The sequence below is a fragment of the Paenibacillus sp. IHBB 10380 genome (assembly GCF_000949425.1).
Taxonomy (GTDB): Bacteria; Bacillota; Bacilli; order Paenibacillales; family Paenibacillaceae; genus Paenibacillus_AQ.
Genome location: NZ_CP010976.1, coordinates 1296803 through 1314226, shown reverse-complemented (window position 1 = coordinate 1314226; position 17424 = coordinate 1296803). Strand labels below are relative to the sequence as shown.

12 protein-coding genes are annotated in these 17424 nt (G+C 41.4%); all 12 read right to left on the bottom strand.

Translation table 11 applies throughout. The features are described 5' to 3' along the window. Window positions 1-28: 28 nt before the first annotated feature. The 12 genes from UB51_RS05940 to UB51_RS28725 all read right to left on the bottom strand — a co-directional run bounded on the left by UB51_RS05940 (window position 29) and on the right by UB51_RS28725 (window position 17313). The gene (locus UB51_RS05940; protein ID WP_044876519.1) at window positions 29-1801 is read right to left on the bottom strand and encodes an ABC transporter ATP-binding protein; all 1773 of its coding nucleotides are present in this window, start codon (window positions 1799-1801) and stop codon (window positions 29-31) included. Window positions 1802-2154: 353 nt separating this feature from the next. Next, entirely contained in the window at window positions 2155-5793 is a 3639-nt protein-coding gene (locus UB51_RS05935; protein WP_044876518.1) for a dynamin family protein, read from the bottom strand. Between the two features lie 253 nt (window positions 5794-6046). Beyond that, a complete protein-coding gene (locus UB51_RS05930; RefSeq protein ID WP_044876517.1) occupies window positions 6047-7291 on the bottom strand; it encodes a stalk domain-containing protein in 1245 nt (414 codons plus the stop codon). A gap of 302 nt (window positions 7292-7593) precedes the next feature. After that, complete coding sequence (locus UB51_RS05925) at window positions 7594-7866, bottom strand: hypothetical protein (RefSeq protein ID WP_044879917.1); 273 nt, start codon at window positions 7864-7866, stop codon at window positions 7594-7596. Between the two features lie 33 nt (window positions 7867-7899). Then, window positions 7900-8574 carry an endonuclease III gene (nth, locus tag UB51_RS05920; protein WP_044876516.1) on the bottom strand — a complete coding sequence of 225 codons (675 nt, stop codon included), beginning with the start codon at window positions 8572-8574 and terminating at the stop codon, window positions 7900-7902. 85 nt (window positions 8575-8659) lie between these two features. Further along, on the bottom strand, window positions 8660-11383 hold the full coding sequence (locus UB51_RS05915) for an S-layer homology domain-containing protein (RefSeq protein ID WP_044876515.1): 2724 nt from the start codon (window positions 11381-11383) through the stop codon (window positions 8660-8662). A gap of 81 nt (window positions 11384-11464) precedes the next feature. Beyond that, entirely contained in the window at window positions 11465-12142 is a 678-nt protein-coding gene (locus tag UB51_RS05910; RefSeq protein WP_044876514.1) for a GerMN domain-containing protein, read from the bottom strand. A gap of 26 nt (window positions 12143-12168) precedes the next feature. Continuing rightward, the gene (locus tag UB51_RS05905; RefSeq protein WP_044876513.1) at window positions 12169-13557 is read right to left on the bottom strand and encodes an N-acetylmuramoyl-L-alanine amidase family protein; all 1389 of its coding nucleotides are present in this window, start codon (window positions 13555-13557) and stop codon (window positions 12169-12171) included. Window positions 13558-13860: 303 nt separating this feature from the next. Continuing rightward, entirely contained in the window at window positions 13861-14556 is a 696-nt protein-coding gene (locus UB51_RS05900) for a GerMN domain-containing protein (protein ID WP_044876512.1), read from the bottom strand. Between the two features lie 28 nt (window positions 14557-14584). After that, window positions 14585-16048 carry an N-acetylmuramoyl-L-alanine amidase family protein gene (locus tag UB51_RS05895; protein ID WP_044876511.1) on the bottom strand — a complete coding sequence of 488 codons (1464 nt, stop codon included), beginning with the start codon at window positions 16046-16048 and terminating at the stop codon, window positions 14585-14587. A gap of 312 nt (window positions 16049-16360) precedes the next feature. Next, window positions 16361-16852, bottom strand: a complete 492-nt coding sequence (locus UB51_RS28730) for an ABC transporter substrate-binding protein (RefSeq protein WP_234405551.1) — start codon at window positions 16850-16852, stop codon at window positions 16361-16363. Window positions 16853-16902: 50 nt separating this feature from the next. Next, entirely contained in the window at window positions 16903-17313 is a 411-nt protein-coding gene (locus UB51_RS28725; protein WP_234405550.1) for a TroA family protein, read from the bottom strand. Window positions 17314-17424: the final 111 nt, after the last annotated feature.

Sequence of the window (17424 nt, the reverse complement as noted above, 5' to 3'; positions counted from 1 at the left end):
GCTGTTATGTTACGTTGCTTCTCCGTATTCATGATTTCACCTGCTTTTCTACTTCACTGGATATCCGAGTAATGTGATCTGCATATTGAATGTTGTAGACATCCTGATAAGGACCAGGAACGGCAATTAATTGCTCATGATTTCCTTGTTGTACAACCTTACCCTGATCCAACACTAGAATTTCATCAGCATGACGAAGAGACGAGATTCGATGAGCAATAATAAATGTTGTACGCCCTTTCATGACCTCTTGGAATCCAGATTGAATCTCATGTTCAGTCTCCATATCTACTGCACTCGTTGCATCATCAAGGATCAATATCTTAGGATTCTTAAGCAATGCACGTGCAATAGCGATACGTTGCTTCTGACCACCTGACAACCCCATACCCCGTTCTCCGACGACAGTATCATAACCTTCTGGCATTTCCATAATAAACTCATGAGCTTTTGCAAGCTCCGCTGCGCGGATAATTTCTTCCATCGTAACATCTTTGAGACCATATGATATGTTATTTTGAATGCTAGAAGAGAATAGGAATGTTTCTTGAAACACAGATGCCATCTGGCTACGCAAGCTATGAACCGTAATATCCCGAATATCAATACCGTCAAGCTTAATACTTCCTTCATTGACATTATAAGCATGCATGAGTAACTGAATAATCGTTGATTTTCCCGATCCCGTTCCTCCTAAGAATCCAATAACAGCGCCTGGTGGTGTATCAAAGTTAACATCTGAAATCGCTGCCATTTTATTACCATAAGCAAAAGTAACATGATCAAAAGTAACTCGGCCCTTCACATTCTCTGCTTTAAGCTCAATTGCTTCCTCACGATCCTGCACATCGATCGGATGATTCAAGAGTTCCAGTACACGTTCTCCAGAAGCTTCCGATTGCGTGTAGTTGTTAATTAGGAATCCTATGTTCCACATGGGCCCAATAATGTACCAAATTAAGCTAAAGAAAGCTACGAGTTCACCTAGAGATAATGATCCATTAATAACAAATGTTCCACCTACAGCAAGTAGGATAACAACGCTAATGGATGCTATAAGCTCCATAAGAGGAAAAAATTGACTCCACAGTGTTGCTGTGAATATCTGATTCGATTTATAACGCTCGTTCCGAACACCGAACTTCTCCACTTCATGCGGCTCCCGCGCAAAAGATTTAACCGTACGAACACCGGTAACATTCTCTTGTACAGATGTCGTTAGTGCACTAAGTGCCAAGCGCATTTCCTGAAATGCTGGATGAATTCGATTCTCGAATTTCAATGCAATAAAAATTAAAAAGGGAACATTGACCAATGTGATCAGTGATAACTGCCAGCTAATCGACAACATCATAATTGAACCGAATACAACCAGGAATACCGTATTTAGCATTTGAGGTAAACCAAAACCGACAAAGTTACGAATAGCTTCTAAATCTCCTGTTAAACGTGACATTAAATCTCCCGTCTTAGCGGTGTCATAATATCGAAAAGATAAAAATTGCAATTTCTCATAACAGGCATTACGCAACCGGTAAGCTAGATGGTTACCGAGTTTTCCTCCAAGCATTCCACTTAAGAATTGCATAGTTGCCTTAAGAATGACAACCAAGATGACCGTTAGCGCAATGATCGGTACTTTGTCAAATTGCCTTGGACTAATGACGTCATCAATCAGTATCCGCAACAGATTTGGGGTCACTAGCCCTAGAGCAGTGGCAATAGCTAAACAGAGAATGGATAAGAACAGAAAACTTCGTTTATCCCAGAAGAAGCTCTGCAATTGCTTGAGAACATTCATGTTACTCCTCCTTTTAGATGAATGAACTAAAGATAAGCCTTCATATTCCTGTGTTTCTTCGAAACTAAGAAATTGAGGGTGCAAACTTTAGTTCAATCTATCTAGACGCATTTGATTTATGTAATTTTATTAGTTAACTTATGAACGTTATTGAAGTTTAACACCGTCTTAACAAGGCGGCAAAGAGGATAAATGAGCATAATCCGTCAGTTATGCGACTCAATCGTCAATAAGCAGAAATAAACTAGAACTACTTATTAAATATTCGAATTTACTCCATATATCTTACGAACTGGACATAAAAAAAAGAAACGCTTTAAAAGCGCTTCCATTCTATGGGCGTTATTTCCATTTCACAGGATAATCTGTTCAAACTGTTTCAAATCCTGAGCTAATTCACTCCAACTCTCTATAGCCTCTTGAGATTGCAACGAACTCTCCATCGCTTCAAGACTTTCTTCTAGTTGTTCTTGTAAAGCATCTCTTTGTTGATGTAGATATATTTGTAACTGGTTAACATAAAAGAAAATGAACAGCGGTTGTTGATGAAGTGAAGCTATACTAAGACCTTCTTTCAGTGTAGGCTCCACTGCCAATTTAAGCTTCTCACGACCATTACCTTCAAAAAACAACTTTGGCGCTTTAAACATCGACCATAGTGCGTTCCAATTCACAGGGTTCTCAAACTTGCTGTCCTCTAATTCAGGCACAGGCCATTCCTTGGTCTCCTTCAGCGGTGTAAGGACAAGGCTCTCATCTATATCATTGATCTGTAGAGCAAGTTTGTACGATGCTTCCTGAACTATGGCTTTGACCTTCAATTCTAAACGTAACGTCGTAGCCCATAATTCTTGATCCAGTTCACGTAGAAGCGAATTCTCCAGTTCACGTCCACAATCAGCATAAATCTCTTTAAGAGATCCTATACCTTCTTTCAGCAAGGAAGGATGAAATGCTTCTTGGAAGAAAGACCCTAAATTATACTGTAGTCGTTGACGCACATGAAATAATAGCTCCTTCGTTTCTTGTTCAATCTCTCGATGCTGATCTTCCGTATTCGTAAAGGTTCTCAGCATATCCGATACCTTACTACGAATTTCAAGAAGTTGCAGAAGCCGTCCACTTCGCGATACTTCGTCTTGTCTGGATAATTTATCCCATTCCTCTGCACGTTTACGAGCTGCGGTAATGTCTTGTTTCGCTGCCTGGATGGATAGATTGGGTAATTCCTTCCCCGCAAAATCAGCTAAGGTCTGTTCAAATGATGTGAATCCCGAGGATATCAGTTGCTCATCATCTCCTCTTACCTTCCCATTCAACGCATTCATGCTCGACAAGGCGTATATATGGGGTGAACGAATACCACTACTTTGTAGATTAGATTTCACATGTTGCTTAACTTGGTCCAATTCATCATCAGACGAGGCCAAGTCAGCAGCGTTAATAATAAAAAACATTTTATCTAAAGCAAAACTATCTTTCACTCTCCCTAATTGAGCTAAAAACTGACGATCCCCTTTAGAGAAGGCATGATTATAATAAGTCACGAATACTAACGCATCCGCATGCTTCATATATTGAAACGTTACACCTGTATGACGAGCATGAAGAGAATCCGCACCTGGTGTATCCACCAGCACGATTCCTTGCTCTGTCAGATCACAGCTGTAGAACAGATCAATGCTCTCAACAAAGCAGGATTTAGATTCATCCGCTACATATAAACGATATTGGGATATATCTACAATCTGCGCAGTACCCAGTAATCCTTGCGCGTCTTCCCATCCTGTGGCTGCGGCCTTGAGGAAACCATAATGTGGTAAGCCTGCAGGATGGATGCCTTCAGAGGTAAGCGGAAGAATGACCTCACGCCAATTCTCGGCATCTGAACCACTCAAATGCAGCATGTCGAACGAAATTTTCAGATCCTCCAGAAACGATTCTCTCGTCTTCATTGTAATCTTCGCTGTACCATGCATAAACTCGCCATGCGGTGCCAAGATGCGATTAATCGCCGCAGTTGTAGGATGCGGCGATACAGGTAGCACATCTTCGCCAAGCAGAGCATTGGCGAAGGAGGACTTCCCGGCGCTGAATGCTCCGAACAGCGCCAACGTGAACGCGCCGCCTTCGAGCGCAGCGGCGCGGCTCTGTAGCCCTCGCGCGGCAGATGCCATCGCGGGGTAGCGCGCGAGCAGCGCAGCCGCAGCTTGAAGCTGCGCTGCTGCGCCCGCAAGCCGCTGGCGGCGGCCCATGGCCGCGCCGCCACGCGGCAAGTTTGCCCCGCCGCGCGCAGAGGCGGGGCTCATGGTGGGCGCGGCGCGAAGCGCGCCCACTGTTGCAGCCGCAGATACAAGCGGCTGCAACGGACTCACCACCGGCAGGAAGCCGGGGGTGAGTCCGCCACGTGGTGGCAGCAGCTCGGCTAGAGCTGCCGTGCGGGCCGTTTCCTCGCGCAGCAAAGAGGCGTAGCGCGAGGCGGCGGCCGATTGCTGTTGCAGATCGGCTAGCTCTACCCGTTGCTGATCCTGTATCTGCGTGCAGTTCTCAGCAAACTCCGCCAATAGTGGCTCCGTAAATTGTTGCACATGGTGGCGGTATTTCCCCTTAATGTTATTAGCCACATTGCGGCAATAATTCAGCACATATTCACCTGATAGTACAGCATCTATTTGTAATGAATTTTCGATAACTTCAGAATCTATAATCGGCATAATATCATCCAGTATTTGCAGATGCGTATCCTTCCATAACTGATGCTTCTCAGCCCAACTCGTTAACATGACCCGAACATGCCATTCCACTTGAGAGGCAACTTGTTCCTGCAACATATGTAAGAAACGATTCTGCCGCTGATCCTGTTCCAGCGCCGTCTTATTCCCTGTGAACCATAACCCCTTCTTAAAGCTTGGTTTGCGACTTTCTAAATATTGCTGGGCCACATCACGAAGCTCAGCAGGCATAAGATTTGCATTCTCCAACAACATATTTAACTCTTCACGTAAGGCCTCTCGTTCTTGTTGGGGTAACGCCGCCAATTGATTAAGCGACGCTTCCATCAGCGTGAGCTCTGCTTGGAGCTTCAGTGCACGCTGTTCCCCGCCCATTTCTTCCAACAAGGACTCTTTCTCACTTTCATGGGAATCACGAAATTCCTGTGCTGCGTCTTCTACAACATGATGAACCGAGCAAGAGACGCTATATTCCAATAAGGCATCCTTCTTCTTAATCAAACGTCCTATTAACTCTTTGAGGTCTTCATATTGATTATAGGGATGCTCCATGTCTTTAAGAGAAGTAAATATAAGTCCCTCATAAGTCACCTGCCAACGAGAAAAGGCAGCCTCTACTTCCTGCTGATATACAGAAATCGGCAACTCTTGATCACGATGCTTATCAATCTGATTCACGATAAGATACAGAGGTTTACCCCAATCAGACAGGCTCTTGGCAAATACTAAGTTGTTCTCTGACTGCACATGATTATAATCCATCACATACAGAACCACATCCGCTAAATGAAGCGCCGAATGGGTTGCCTTATGATGTCCCTCGTCCGTTGAATCCACTCCGGGTGTGTCCATTAACACGCCCGAATCTCCAAGCCAGGGAATAGGCGCCCATACGTTAACAGATTGATAATCCCCACCATTCGTACAATATATTTCAAGCTCATCCAATGAGACTTCCCTAGGTGGTTTCATATCCGCTGGATATATAAGCGCCCGAGGCTGTCCATTTCGAATAGATACGACATTGGCACTTGTCGGTACAGGGCCAGAAGGTAGCACTTTTGTCCCGCATAATGTATTAATAAGACTCGATTTACCTGCTGAGAAATGTCCGCATAAGGCAATCGTCAACTCTCCCGATGCCTTTTTATATAATAGATCATTTATTAGCTTCAAAGACTTCTCATCATCCCATGCTTTCAGTTGATCCTTAAGTTCTTTTAAATCGCTTACATCACCACGATGTACCTGTGCTGCCATGAATGAATTCTCTCCTTATGAAATATTTTTCTGATCTACATACATCTGATCGATATAAATTAGAACTAAAATAATAAAATTTTAACCATCCCTTCTCAGTATAATCGCCTCCGGTCAGGATGCCTAATTATAATAGTCTAACGTGTGGTAAGCGCCGTTTGTCTCAATATGTACTCAAAGCATGGTTATATCCTTAATTCAAACAGGCTACCGATCGGCAGCCTGTTTGAATTAACACTATGAAATGAACTCTCTACAGTTCCAAGGACTTACTCATCTCAGTCCAGGCAGGCTGTCCAATAAGTCCTAACCGCCAGATTGCAATTCCTTTTAGATCATAACGTTTGGCAAGTCCGATCTTAGCATTAACAGAATTCTCATTCTCACTATACACTGATATTCCAAGAATCAGCTTATCCTTGCTGACCTCCTTCAAAGCAAGCCGGATTCCCTCATCCACTTTATTCATCGGTTCCGGACGGGACTCGTCCTCGTATGCGTAGCCCATAATGATCAAGTCATCTGCAAGCTTTCCTAGCGTTTTATAGTCATAACCCTTATAAGAGCTGTTCAATGGGTGAAGAATAACGGTAAGCTTTAGGTCTACTTCACGAGCTTGTAAAGACAAACTTTTGATGAAGGCATTATATTGAGACTGTACTTTCCCCTTGTCTCCGGTGAGACCTAGCCCCTCCAGATCAAGCGCAATACCTTTAAAACCCTTTTGTGATGCCGTGTCCACAATAGCAGAAATGGTTTGCTCCTGCAGTGCCTTATCCTCCAGGTTCTTAGTCAGCTCAAGCTTACCATCCACTGAATAGACCATCAGATAAGGATCTGTTCCCCCTCCAGCTGCATCGCTAACAATCGATTCCGGTGTCACCGATCCAGCAGGCTTCGGCCATCTGAATTCATCACCTGTCGTAGTGAACTGCCCACTTCGATCAATTCGGCTCCAGCCAAATGCAATGGCATCAAAGCTCGGAATCAGGGAAACTTCACCGTAAGCGCCCTGTGCATAAAACCCCAGTGTGTACATGTCCTTCTTCGGTGAAATAATAGATACCGTCTTTGTCGCTTGGTCCCACGACACCTCTGCACCAAACTGCCCGCTAAAGAAGCTCAGTGGAATCATCGTTGTCCCACGAATACTTTGCGGAGCAACCGCTAGTTTCACAGTCTCGCCGTTTACGACTGCACTCTTGCTTCCCATGGCTAGAGCTACTTCTTTCGTACCCGCTGGATCTTCCTTGGATGCGTTAATTTTCTTCGCCGTCTGATTCCACTCTACCTTAATTCCTAGCGCCTCAGATATCGCCCGAAAAGGCACCATCGTTGTTCCGTTCATCACCACAGGTTCTACCGGAAAGGGTAGCGGATAGCCGTCCAACATAATATTGACGCCGCTTGCAGCCGCCTGTGTCGTATTCGCTTGTAAAGTCGCCACGCCGCCCAGTGAAATTGCCAAGCACAATACTATTTTACTGAACTGTTTCATCATAAGCCTCCAATCTATCATGATATGAATTTAAGTATAAATATGTTCTATAACTCAATATTTACCTATCTATCAGTTTACCAAATTAGAAATTAATAGTAAATTAATAGATTATCCTTATATATAAGCGTCATAAGTTCTGCCAAATTGTACCTATAGTAATGATCGTAGAATCACCTTAAAGATCTTCTTCTCTACATTAGGGTCTGATCTCCCATTTATGAACACAAAAAAACCGAACGATTACATTCGGTTTTTTTTGTGAAGTCATTTCGTTATCAGTATTACTAATGTAAATAAAACTACACTAACGAATTCTCAAGATCTGGAATCAATATTTCAAATACGCTACCGTGTTGAAGAATGGTTACACCACGCGATTTGTCTCTCATTACAACCACTTCAGGCTTTTGAGACATACGTTCCAAATAATGTTCAGGTACTTCGCCAGAGTGGCTGACAGTAATGCCTTCCACTTCTTTCTCTTCATTCTCGGCAAACTTTGTTTCTACAACATCCTCAAAAATATCAGAAAATTGTTCAAAGTTATTAGTATATACGGATATACACTTCATTTTACATCCCATCCTTCTCCACCTCTATTTTCGCTATCCGATATCTTCTTTATCTTTTCTGATTTGGGCCATCTTCATACGTTTTTTGCCTTCACGACATACATCAAGCAGCGGACAGACTTGGCATTGAGGGTTCTGAGACTTGCAATGATACCGTCCAAAAAAAATAAGTCGATGGTGGGTGTCCGTCCAATCTTCACGTGGAATTCTCTTCATCAACTTCTTCTCAACCTCAAGTAAAGAGTCTTTCCAACCTGCCAGACCCAGACGCTTGGATACCCGCTCCACATGTGTATCTACCGCAATAGCTGGAACTCCAAAAGCATTGGATACAACGACATTAGCCGTCTTTCGACCTACTCCTGGAAGCAGAACTAATTGATCATGTCCATGGGGAAGTTCCCCATCATACTGCTCAATAAGAATTCTACACAAGTTCTGAATATGTTTAGCCTTATTTCGAAACAGACCAATGCGCCGAATATCCTGTTCCAATTCCTCCAGTGGCACATCAACATAATCCTTGGGTGATCTATACTTTTGAAACAAATCCTTCGTTACCTTATTTACCATCTCGTCCGTACACTGTGCAGAGAGTAACACTGCTATCGTCAATTCAAACGCATTACCATGTTTCAATTCACAATGTGCATCAGGAAACATCTCACGCATAGTGCTCAGAATATGTCGTACTGTTTCAGCATTCATGATGAAGACCTCCTGCAAAAAAAACGTCTTGATACAGGAAATTCCGTATCAAGACGGTGTATTTCATGAACATTCCCAAAGCAGATTATCGTTTCTGTATTTCCACAATTATATCATTGTTGAAATACACTACAATATTATCATTTTCTTTGAGAGATTGCACGGTAATTACAGTGTCGCCTTGATGAATATATGCATTTGGTGACAGTGTGAAACGATTTTTTTCTGAAGTACTCTGAGTTTTCAAGAATACTTCTCTTGATGCACTATCATATTTCCAGAAATCGCGAGTCGTTGTACTCAACACTTTCAACGTTGTAGATCCATCAACATCCTTACGAATTTCAACACGATCCGTAGGTAATAGACTATTTAAGTTCGTACTGATTTGACCATCGCGAACAATTTTAAAAGCACCCTGAACCTTATAAGTTTCTGAACTACCATTATAATTCTTCACCGTAACATTCTGTGCCGCTGCATCTATCGTTAACACTTCTCCAGTCAACAATTTAACCACTTGTGCTGTAGCAGGAGTATAACCATTGAAGGATACATTGATGATATTCCCCACCTGTAAATTAGAGAACTGTGAAATCTGCCCACCATCTCCAACGATCACAGCTTTATCCAAATATATCTGACTTAACAGACTATCTGCTTTGACCATGACACGACCTGAAGATTGATCAATGGACGTCACTTCATATTGTTTAGATGATCTCACAAGAATACTTTTCACGTTGTCTTGATTATCCGTCATCACAACTGTTACAGGATCCCCTATTTTCACATCAGAGATACTGGAACTACTCTTACCAAAAATTTCAATAATCGGTGAAATGTAAGGCTTGGTTACCGTTTGTCCATTAGCTAACAGGATCGTTAGTTTTCTAGCACTTGTATCCATTGCATATAAAGTTCCTTCATATTTATAGAGCACTTCAATGGATAGAGCGCGGTTACTAATATAGTTGAGATTGATTCTGCGATTATTAGTTAGCAATGGCTCAATACCTGAGAGTGTAGGTGTTGTCGTATTATACGAAAGCTTAGTATTCTCATCCAAAGTGACAACAAACGGCTTTTTATTAGCATCCAGTATCGTCAGCAACTTCGTCTTTGCATCATACGATACGACTGAAGAATCCGGTTTCTGTTCCATCTGTCTGTTAATGACAACAATCTTAGTTACTTGTTCCTGTGGATTAAGTGTCAACTCTACTTGATCGCCGCCAGTGGTGTCGGCAATCAGATCCGTAAAGACTGGCTTAGCGATTCCGTTAATTTCAATAACAGGTTTATCCACTAGAAGTTTCACTTCCAGCGACCCACCCTCTTTTTTATAAGTGATTGTTGAGTTATTAGCTCCGATTTGATAAATAGCACCTCGAACTGTATGTTCTACAGCCTGAGTTACCTCTATAATCTGAATCACATTATTCTTAACCGTGTACTTGACCTCGGAACCACTCTTGAGATCTGCTGGCGTTAAGATTTGGGTCTGATAACGAATAATGGAACTGTCATCCCAAGTGTAGCTTTCTAAAGATCCTGATGCATTCTTGATCGCCACCGTCTTGTTAGCTACATCAACGTTCTGCAACGTTCCATTAGAACTCTTATTGATTACACCCGACTTAATTTGTACCACAATCACATTTTTATCTGAAGTCACGTTCTCGCGCTTAATCACAATTTGACTTCCAGCAGTCAATGCTGATGGCTCAATCTTGTTGTTGTTTTGATCTAAGAAGATTGTATTAGCATCATACTTATAAGAATCAAAAGATGTATTATTAGATACACCTAGCATATTCCCAGGGAACATTCGCTCGAATGTCGTGTCAATACTGTCTAATTGTTCTTTTGGATCTGTAATTTCCACATAACTTGCTTTTCCTGTATTCGCAAGAACCATAACTTTGGTATACAATTTCACATCTGATAAAGCTACTTTAGTATCAGACGTACTTGTGAAATACGCTGTCTTATTGTCCAGTGAGAAGTCAAGAATCTTGCCATTCACATATAAACTGAGGGTATCGTTATTAATGCTGGTTACAATGCCTTCCGACGCGTTAGCATATTGAGTATTGCTATGTGCCTCAGCGCGACTGAAGAACGTCGCTAATTGTGTACGGGTAACGGAACCTTGTGGATCAAATCGATTACCTGTTGTACCGTTTGTAAGACCCAATTCAACCGCTACATTCACATAACCTAACTTGGAAGCAGAGATTTTGCTATTATCAGCAAAAGCAGTTGCTTTATTGGCTGACGTCGCTTCATCTTGCTTACCGATAGCTCGGACTAATATTTGCGTAATCCATTCCCGACTTGCTTGCTTCTGTCCCCATGACGTTTTTAGAGTAGCATCGTCCATCTCAAGCTTCTTATCCAACAAATTTTTCTGAAAAGCAAGATCGACATAGGGTTTGAAATAATTGCCTACGGTTAAATTAGCTGGAAGTGTGCTCGTATTGCTTGAATTCAAGCTATCCTGTAGACCCATAAAACGAATGGCCATCGTAATGGCTTCCTGTTGTGTTACTGAATCATTAGGCCGGAACAATCCTTTGTCTCCTAGAATAATACCTTGCGAAGCCAATTTATAAATGTGCTTCTCTGCCCAATATCCGTTCTTAACATCATTGAACAAACTACTAGAAGTAACGGTTGCCGTGGAGGTTGTTGGCGTTACCTCATCGGCAAAAGCGGCCGTGCCTGAGCTCAAAGCCACCATACTAACTAGTATGGCAGAGACCACTTTTTGGGATTTTATATAATTGCTGCGTTTGGAGTGCATCTGATTTTCCCCTCTCTTAATAAACAAATAAAGCCAACATATTAATTTCGACAACTGAGCTTATATTCCTGCTTTTCTCTATTATTTCATCATTGGATGTTCAAGTTCGACATGTCCCATTAGACTTTCAACCTTTTCTCCATCCACCAATAATTCGATAGATTTCACTTCATCAAATTGAAACAGCGTATTTCTTAGTGCATCAATCGCAAATTGTTCTTCACCTGCACCTTGGCGTGCTTCATCTGGCATATGAATATCTAAAGTGATTGCGCCCACTTTGAAATCAAGTGATTTCAGTTCTATTTTGGCCCATAGTGGAATTAACTCCGAATGAGCACTGCTTGCTAAAACTTTATAAGCTGCTTTGTATTTCTGAATATCATCTTCGAAAGTAATTTCTTGCTTAGATTTCATTAACTCCATAGCTTGCGGATCAGTGAAATAAACTTCAATCGTCTCCTTTTTAACCGTTTCTGTTGGTTTTGGAGTTGGAGTTGGAGTTGGTGTTTCTGTTGGTGTAGGAGTTACTTCTGCTGTTGTATCAGGAGTTGTTGGGGTAGATTCACCTTCTGTCCCATTACTTCCTACCTCAGGCACCGTATTCTCATCCGGAGTACCCGCCGCACCTTGTTCCTCAGTCACCGTATTACCATTATTGTTACTTACATTTGGTCCGGTAGTAGGTTTCTGTCCACAAGCGACACCTACAACCATCACCAAGGTAAGAAGTCCAATGCACCATAATTTCTTATTCATGTTCTGCCTCCTTTGAGGATTTGCTCTTATTTAATTTGAAGATATTCTTTGATCCCTTTAACGACACCTTCGGCAACATTGTTTTGGAAGGTTTCATTAAAAAGGGCCGATTCGTCGTTCTTATTACTAAGGTATCCTACCTCCAAAAGTACTGCTGCCATTTTAGTCTCACGTATCACATGAAAGTTACCATAGCGAACACCACGGTCCTTAAGACCCGTCGCTTTAACTAAGTACTTATGCATGATATTAGCAAATGACTTGCTGCTCTCCCTTTGATAATAAGTTTCGGTACCCGTTGCGACCGATGAACCGCTCGAATTGGCATGGATGGATACAAATACATCTGCTTTTAAATCATTCGCAATCTTTACCCGTTGCTTCAATTCAAGAAAAGTATCATTGCTACGCGTCAGAACGAATTCAATATTCGGCTCTTTTTTAAGAAGTTTTTCGACTTTAAGTGCAACTGCTAAATTGAAATCCTTCTCTCTCTTACCCGTAATACCTGTTGCGCCTGGATCTTGATTACCATGACCTGCATCAATGACAACAATTTTCTTACCGTTTCCACCAACTGGTGGAGTGGGTTTAGTGTCTGCTGTGTCTATATTCACGATATATAAACTACCATCATTAGTAAGTGTATAATTGTTAGAATAATTCATATCTACTACAATTCTAACCGTGGATGGTGCATTATTGAAAAGAGAATATCGTATTTTGGATACATCTGGATACCCATTTACTGCAAACTCTCCTTGTAAATTCTGATCAAGTTGTTGGCCAAATGTATCTCCAAAGGCAGCATTTGGAACATCAATAACAATCCGATCAGGTCCGGTTAAGGTAGATATTTTAGGTTGAATATTACCTGACGTTGCAATGAGTAAACGGTTCTCGCTGAAGCTGAGACCATTAATCATGGCAAGTCCCTCATTACTATTTCCATTATCCGGTGGTGTTGTGTTTCCACTCCCGTTATCCGAGGTAATTAGACGTACCGTTTTGCTAGCGTTATCCCAGCTAACTAGTAAACCCATCTCTTCACTCACAAATCGAATTGGAACTAAAACCGTGTCACTACGTAATAAAGGGGACACCTCTAAGGCTACCTCGTTACCATTGACTGTCGCAGTCTTTGAATCTACAACTAGCTTAACAGTTTTACTATCGTTCTGTATGGTCACCGTGCCCGTCTTTTTCTCCCATCCGACTTGAAACCCTAGATTCTCCGTGACGACACGAATTGGAATCATAATATTACCTTTGACGTTTTCAATTTTCGCATTAGTCGTTAAGGTTAATTCTTTACCATCCAAGAAAATATTAGAATTTGCCGTGGCGGCTTGTCCTTTACTTGGAAATACCATAACGAAGATTAGAACCAACAACAGAAAGCTAAATTTCTTCATCATTCACCCCTACTATCCTAGTATAGTTAACTTCTCTACTGACTTTTGTCACCGGTTCACTCCTCCCATTCGACAACTATTAGACGCTCTAATACTATAAAAGTTGCGTAAATCTTCCTTTTTTCAAAAAAGTCTTCCGTCTTTTTAACTATACCATTTGCGTAAATGTGCATATCAGTATATGAATAGCAGGCTTATTACTCAATATAAAGAAGAGGGATAGAACAGAAATAACTCTCTGTTCTATCCCTCTTCTCTTACAAAAAACAAATCATGACTTGCACTATCAACCAATAGAAATATTTAATCACGAACCATAGGATGCTCTAGTTCGACATGCCCCATTAAGCTCTCTGTTGACTTACCATCTACGGTCAAGTCAATAGACTTAACCTCTTCAAATTGGAAAAGCGTATTGTATAGAGCATCTAATGCGAACATTTCGCCCCCAGATCCTAGGCGTGCTTCATCTGGCAAATGGATATCCATTGAAATATCACCATGGGTTGAAGTTAAAGATTTCAACTCCACCATACCCCATAATGGAATTAAATCAGGATTGCTATCTATTTGTAAAGTCTTAAATGCTGCTTTATATTTCTCAATATCATTACTATATTGTATTTCTTGCTGTGCCTTATGCAGTTCCATAACCTCTGGATCAGTATAATAAGCAGTAATCGTCTCACTTTGCATCTTCTCAGCCGCTGTATTACCCTCCGATGTTAAAGTGCCATCGCCTTCTTTAGTGTTTGTGTTTGTGTTTGAGTCTGTGTTTGTGTTTGAGTCTGTGTCCGTAGCTTTAGCTGGCGGATTAGCTGTTGTTACAGAATCTGTTGTGTTATCTTTTTCGTTATCAGTAGCAGTATTATTGGAACTATCCACGGTATTAGAAGAAGATGACTGTGGATCAGCACCCGTCAATGGCTTTTGTCCACAGGCTACTGCAAATACTAGTATGAGAGTTAATGCGGCTGTACAGGTTACTTTTTTATTCATTTTGCCACGTCCTTCGTGAGAAATCGCCTTACTTGACTCCTAAATATTCTTTAATCCCATCCACAATTCCTTTTGCAACATTATTCTGAAAATCCTCTGTAAATAGCAATGCTTCGTCATAAGTATTACTCAAGAAGCCTACCTCTAATAATACTGCAGGCATCTTTGTTTCTCTAATAACATGAAGATTACCGCTAGTAACCCCCCTATCTTTCAATCCTGTGGCTGTCATTAAATATGTGTGCATCACATTCGCTAACGCCTTACTATCATCACGTTTATAATAGAATGTCTGACTTCCGTTTGGAGTTGAAGCGGGATTACTATTGCCGTGTATAGAAACAAATACGTTCGCGTTCAAATTGTTCGCGATAGATACACGCTCTTGTAGTGTTGGAAAAGTATCCGAATTTCGTGTCATAACCACTTGAATATTGGGTTCTTGCAGTAGTAGCTGTTCTACTTTTAGAGCAAGCGCCAGATTGAAATCTTTCTCTTTCTTCTTAGTCACACTAATAGCTCCTGGATCCCCTTTGCCATGTCCAGGATCAATGACGACTATTTTACGTCCATCATTACCATTAGGTACATTTGGATCGGGAGAAACAGCATCCTCTCCGCTATTAAGTTGAAGAGTAATAAGAGTAGAATCATTAGTCTCATTCAGCAATGTATATTTCATAGCATAGTTTAAGTCTACAACCATACGAACTGTCGATGGATTAGAGCTGAACAGTGAATATCTTACACCAGATACGTCCGGATATCCAATAACTTCTAATTTACCGTTAGACCTAGCATCAAGATTCTGTGAATCCCCAAATGAATCGGAGAACATGGCATTTGGTAAATCTAACACGATTCTGTCGGGTCCCGTTAACGTGGAAACTTTCGGTTGAACACTCCCACTTATTGAAATTCTTAATTGATTATCACTAAACTGGATAGCATTAACCTTAGATAAGAAATCTGATGGTTCAGCTCCGGGATCAGAGGTCACTGGTTTACTTCCACTTCCTGTAGAGGGATCGATAACAGGTTCTGTTATAGATTCTATAACTGGTGTAGTCAGAGATACAATTTTGTCAGTATTATTCCACCGTACTTCCATCCCCATCTGTTCACTGACAAATCGAATGGGCACAACAACAGAGCCTTTACGTAATAATGGCATTGCATCTAAATTTTCCTGTTTCCCATCTACCGTAGCAACCTGATTATTAACAACGAGTTGAACCACTTTATCCCGTTGTTCAATTTTAACACTTTGACTCTTCTGATTCCAAGTCACCTTGAACCCTAAGTTCTCCACAACAACTCGAATAGGAATCATAATGTTACCATCTAGGTTCTCTATTTCTACTTTCTCGGGCAAGCTCAGCTCTTTACCATCTAGAAACATTCTTGAGTCCGTCGCAGCATGACCTTGACCTGACAAAAACATGAAAAAAACACACCATAGCAACATAAAACTAATACTAAATTTCTTCATTTTCCACCCCAGTTGATAAATTTATGCTAAACAAAAACTTAACGACGACATAATACTTCATAAATCTTTTTATATGGTTAAGATAATATTCTCGTTTGAGGGGTCAATATCCTCCTTAATATTACAAATAATTATCATAAATTTACCAACGAGTTAGGATGAGCTAAATATTTAGGCGAGGAGCAGAACGTTATTTAGGCTAATCAGCGATAATCACGATCCATTTCTTAACAAAAGTAACTTTTGAACAATACTAACAACAAAGAAGGTGTCCCCAGCTTTGGCTGCAGGACACCTCTAAATGTGTACTCGTTATTTCACAATGCTATTTACAATATTATCGATGGTTTGTGAGTTCGCAGTTGCTCCGTAATACAACCATGTGCTCGCTTTGTCAAATTCAAACACGTTACCTTTTACAACAGCCGGAATACTCTTCCAGACCGTATCCTGAAGTGCCTTCGCCTCGTCCGCTTGGTCACTGTTGATGAGGAAAATATAATCCGCATCCAGCTGAGCTATTTCCTCCAGCGATATCGGGTTCCAGCTAGCTTTAGAATTCGAAATTTTCTTGACTGTTTCTGGTACGGCCACTCCTAGATCCTGATACAGAACCGAACCGCTCGATACATTATCGCCGACGATAAAAAACTTCTTATTAATCATCCATATCGCTGCAGCCGACTTCGTCCCTCCAGTCACCTTCTGGATTTTCGCTTTTGCTTCTGCTGCCTTAGCATCATAGTCATCCAGCGCCTTCTGTGCTTCCTTACTCTTGCCGAGAATTTCTCCCACCTTCAGCAACGCTTTGCGCCAGTCATTGTTAATCTCGTCTCCGAGTACGTACGTTGGGGCTATTTGGCGTATTGTGCATATTTATCCCCTTCTATCGTATTGCTCGAACCCATAATAATTAGATCCGGGTTGTGGCTTGCAACGACTTCATAAGGCATATCGTAAGGAATCGTAGGAATTCCAGTTAACTCATTCTGCAGGTAATCCTGAATGCCATTCGCCACGGACCATTGTACCACTGGTTTTACTCCTAGGGTCACCAGATAGTCTTCCAGGTAAGATGCTATAATCCGTTTTGGATTCGCAGGAACTTTAACCTCATGCCCTAATGGATCTGTCAACGTTCTCTCTGTAGCGACTTCCGTTGTCTTTGTCCCCGTTGTTGCTTTGTCTGAAGTATTAGCTCCGCCAGCGTTACTTGTGCTGCCTGAGTTGTTGCCTCCGCCGCATGCCGCAAGACACAAGGACATAACAACCAAACTTATGAACAAAAATATAGATCTATTTTTATTACTGATTCCACGTTGACCATCACACTGTTCTATCCAATTTGTATTTATGAACGTAACAAAAAACCTTCT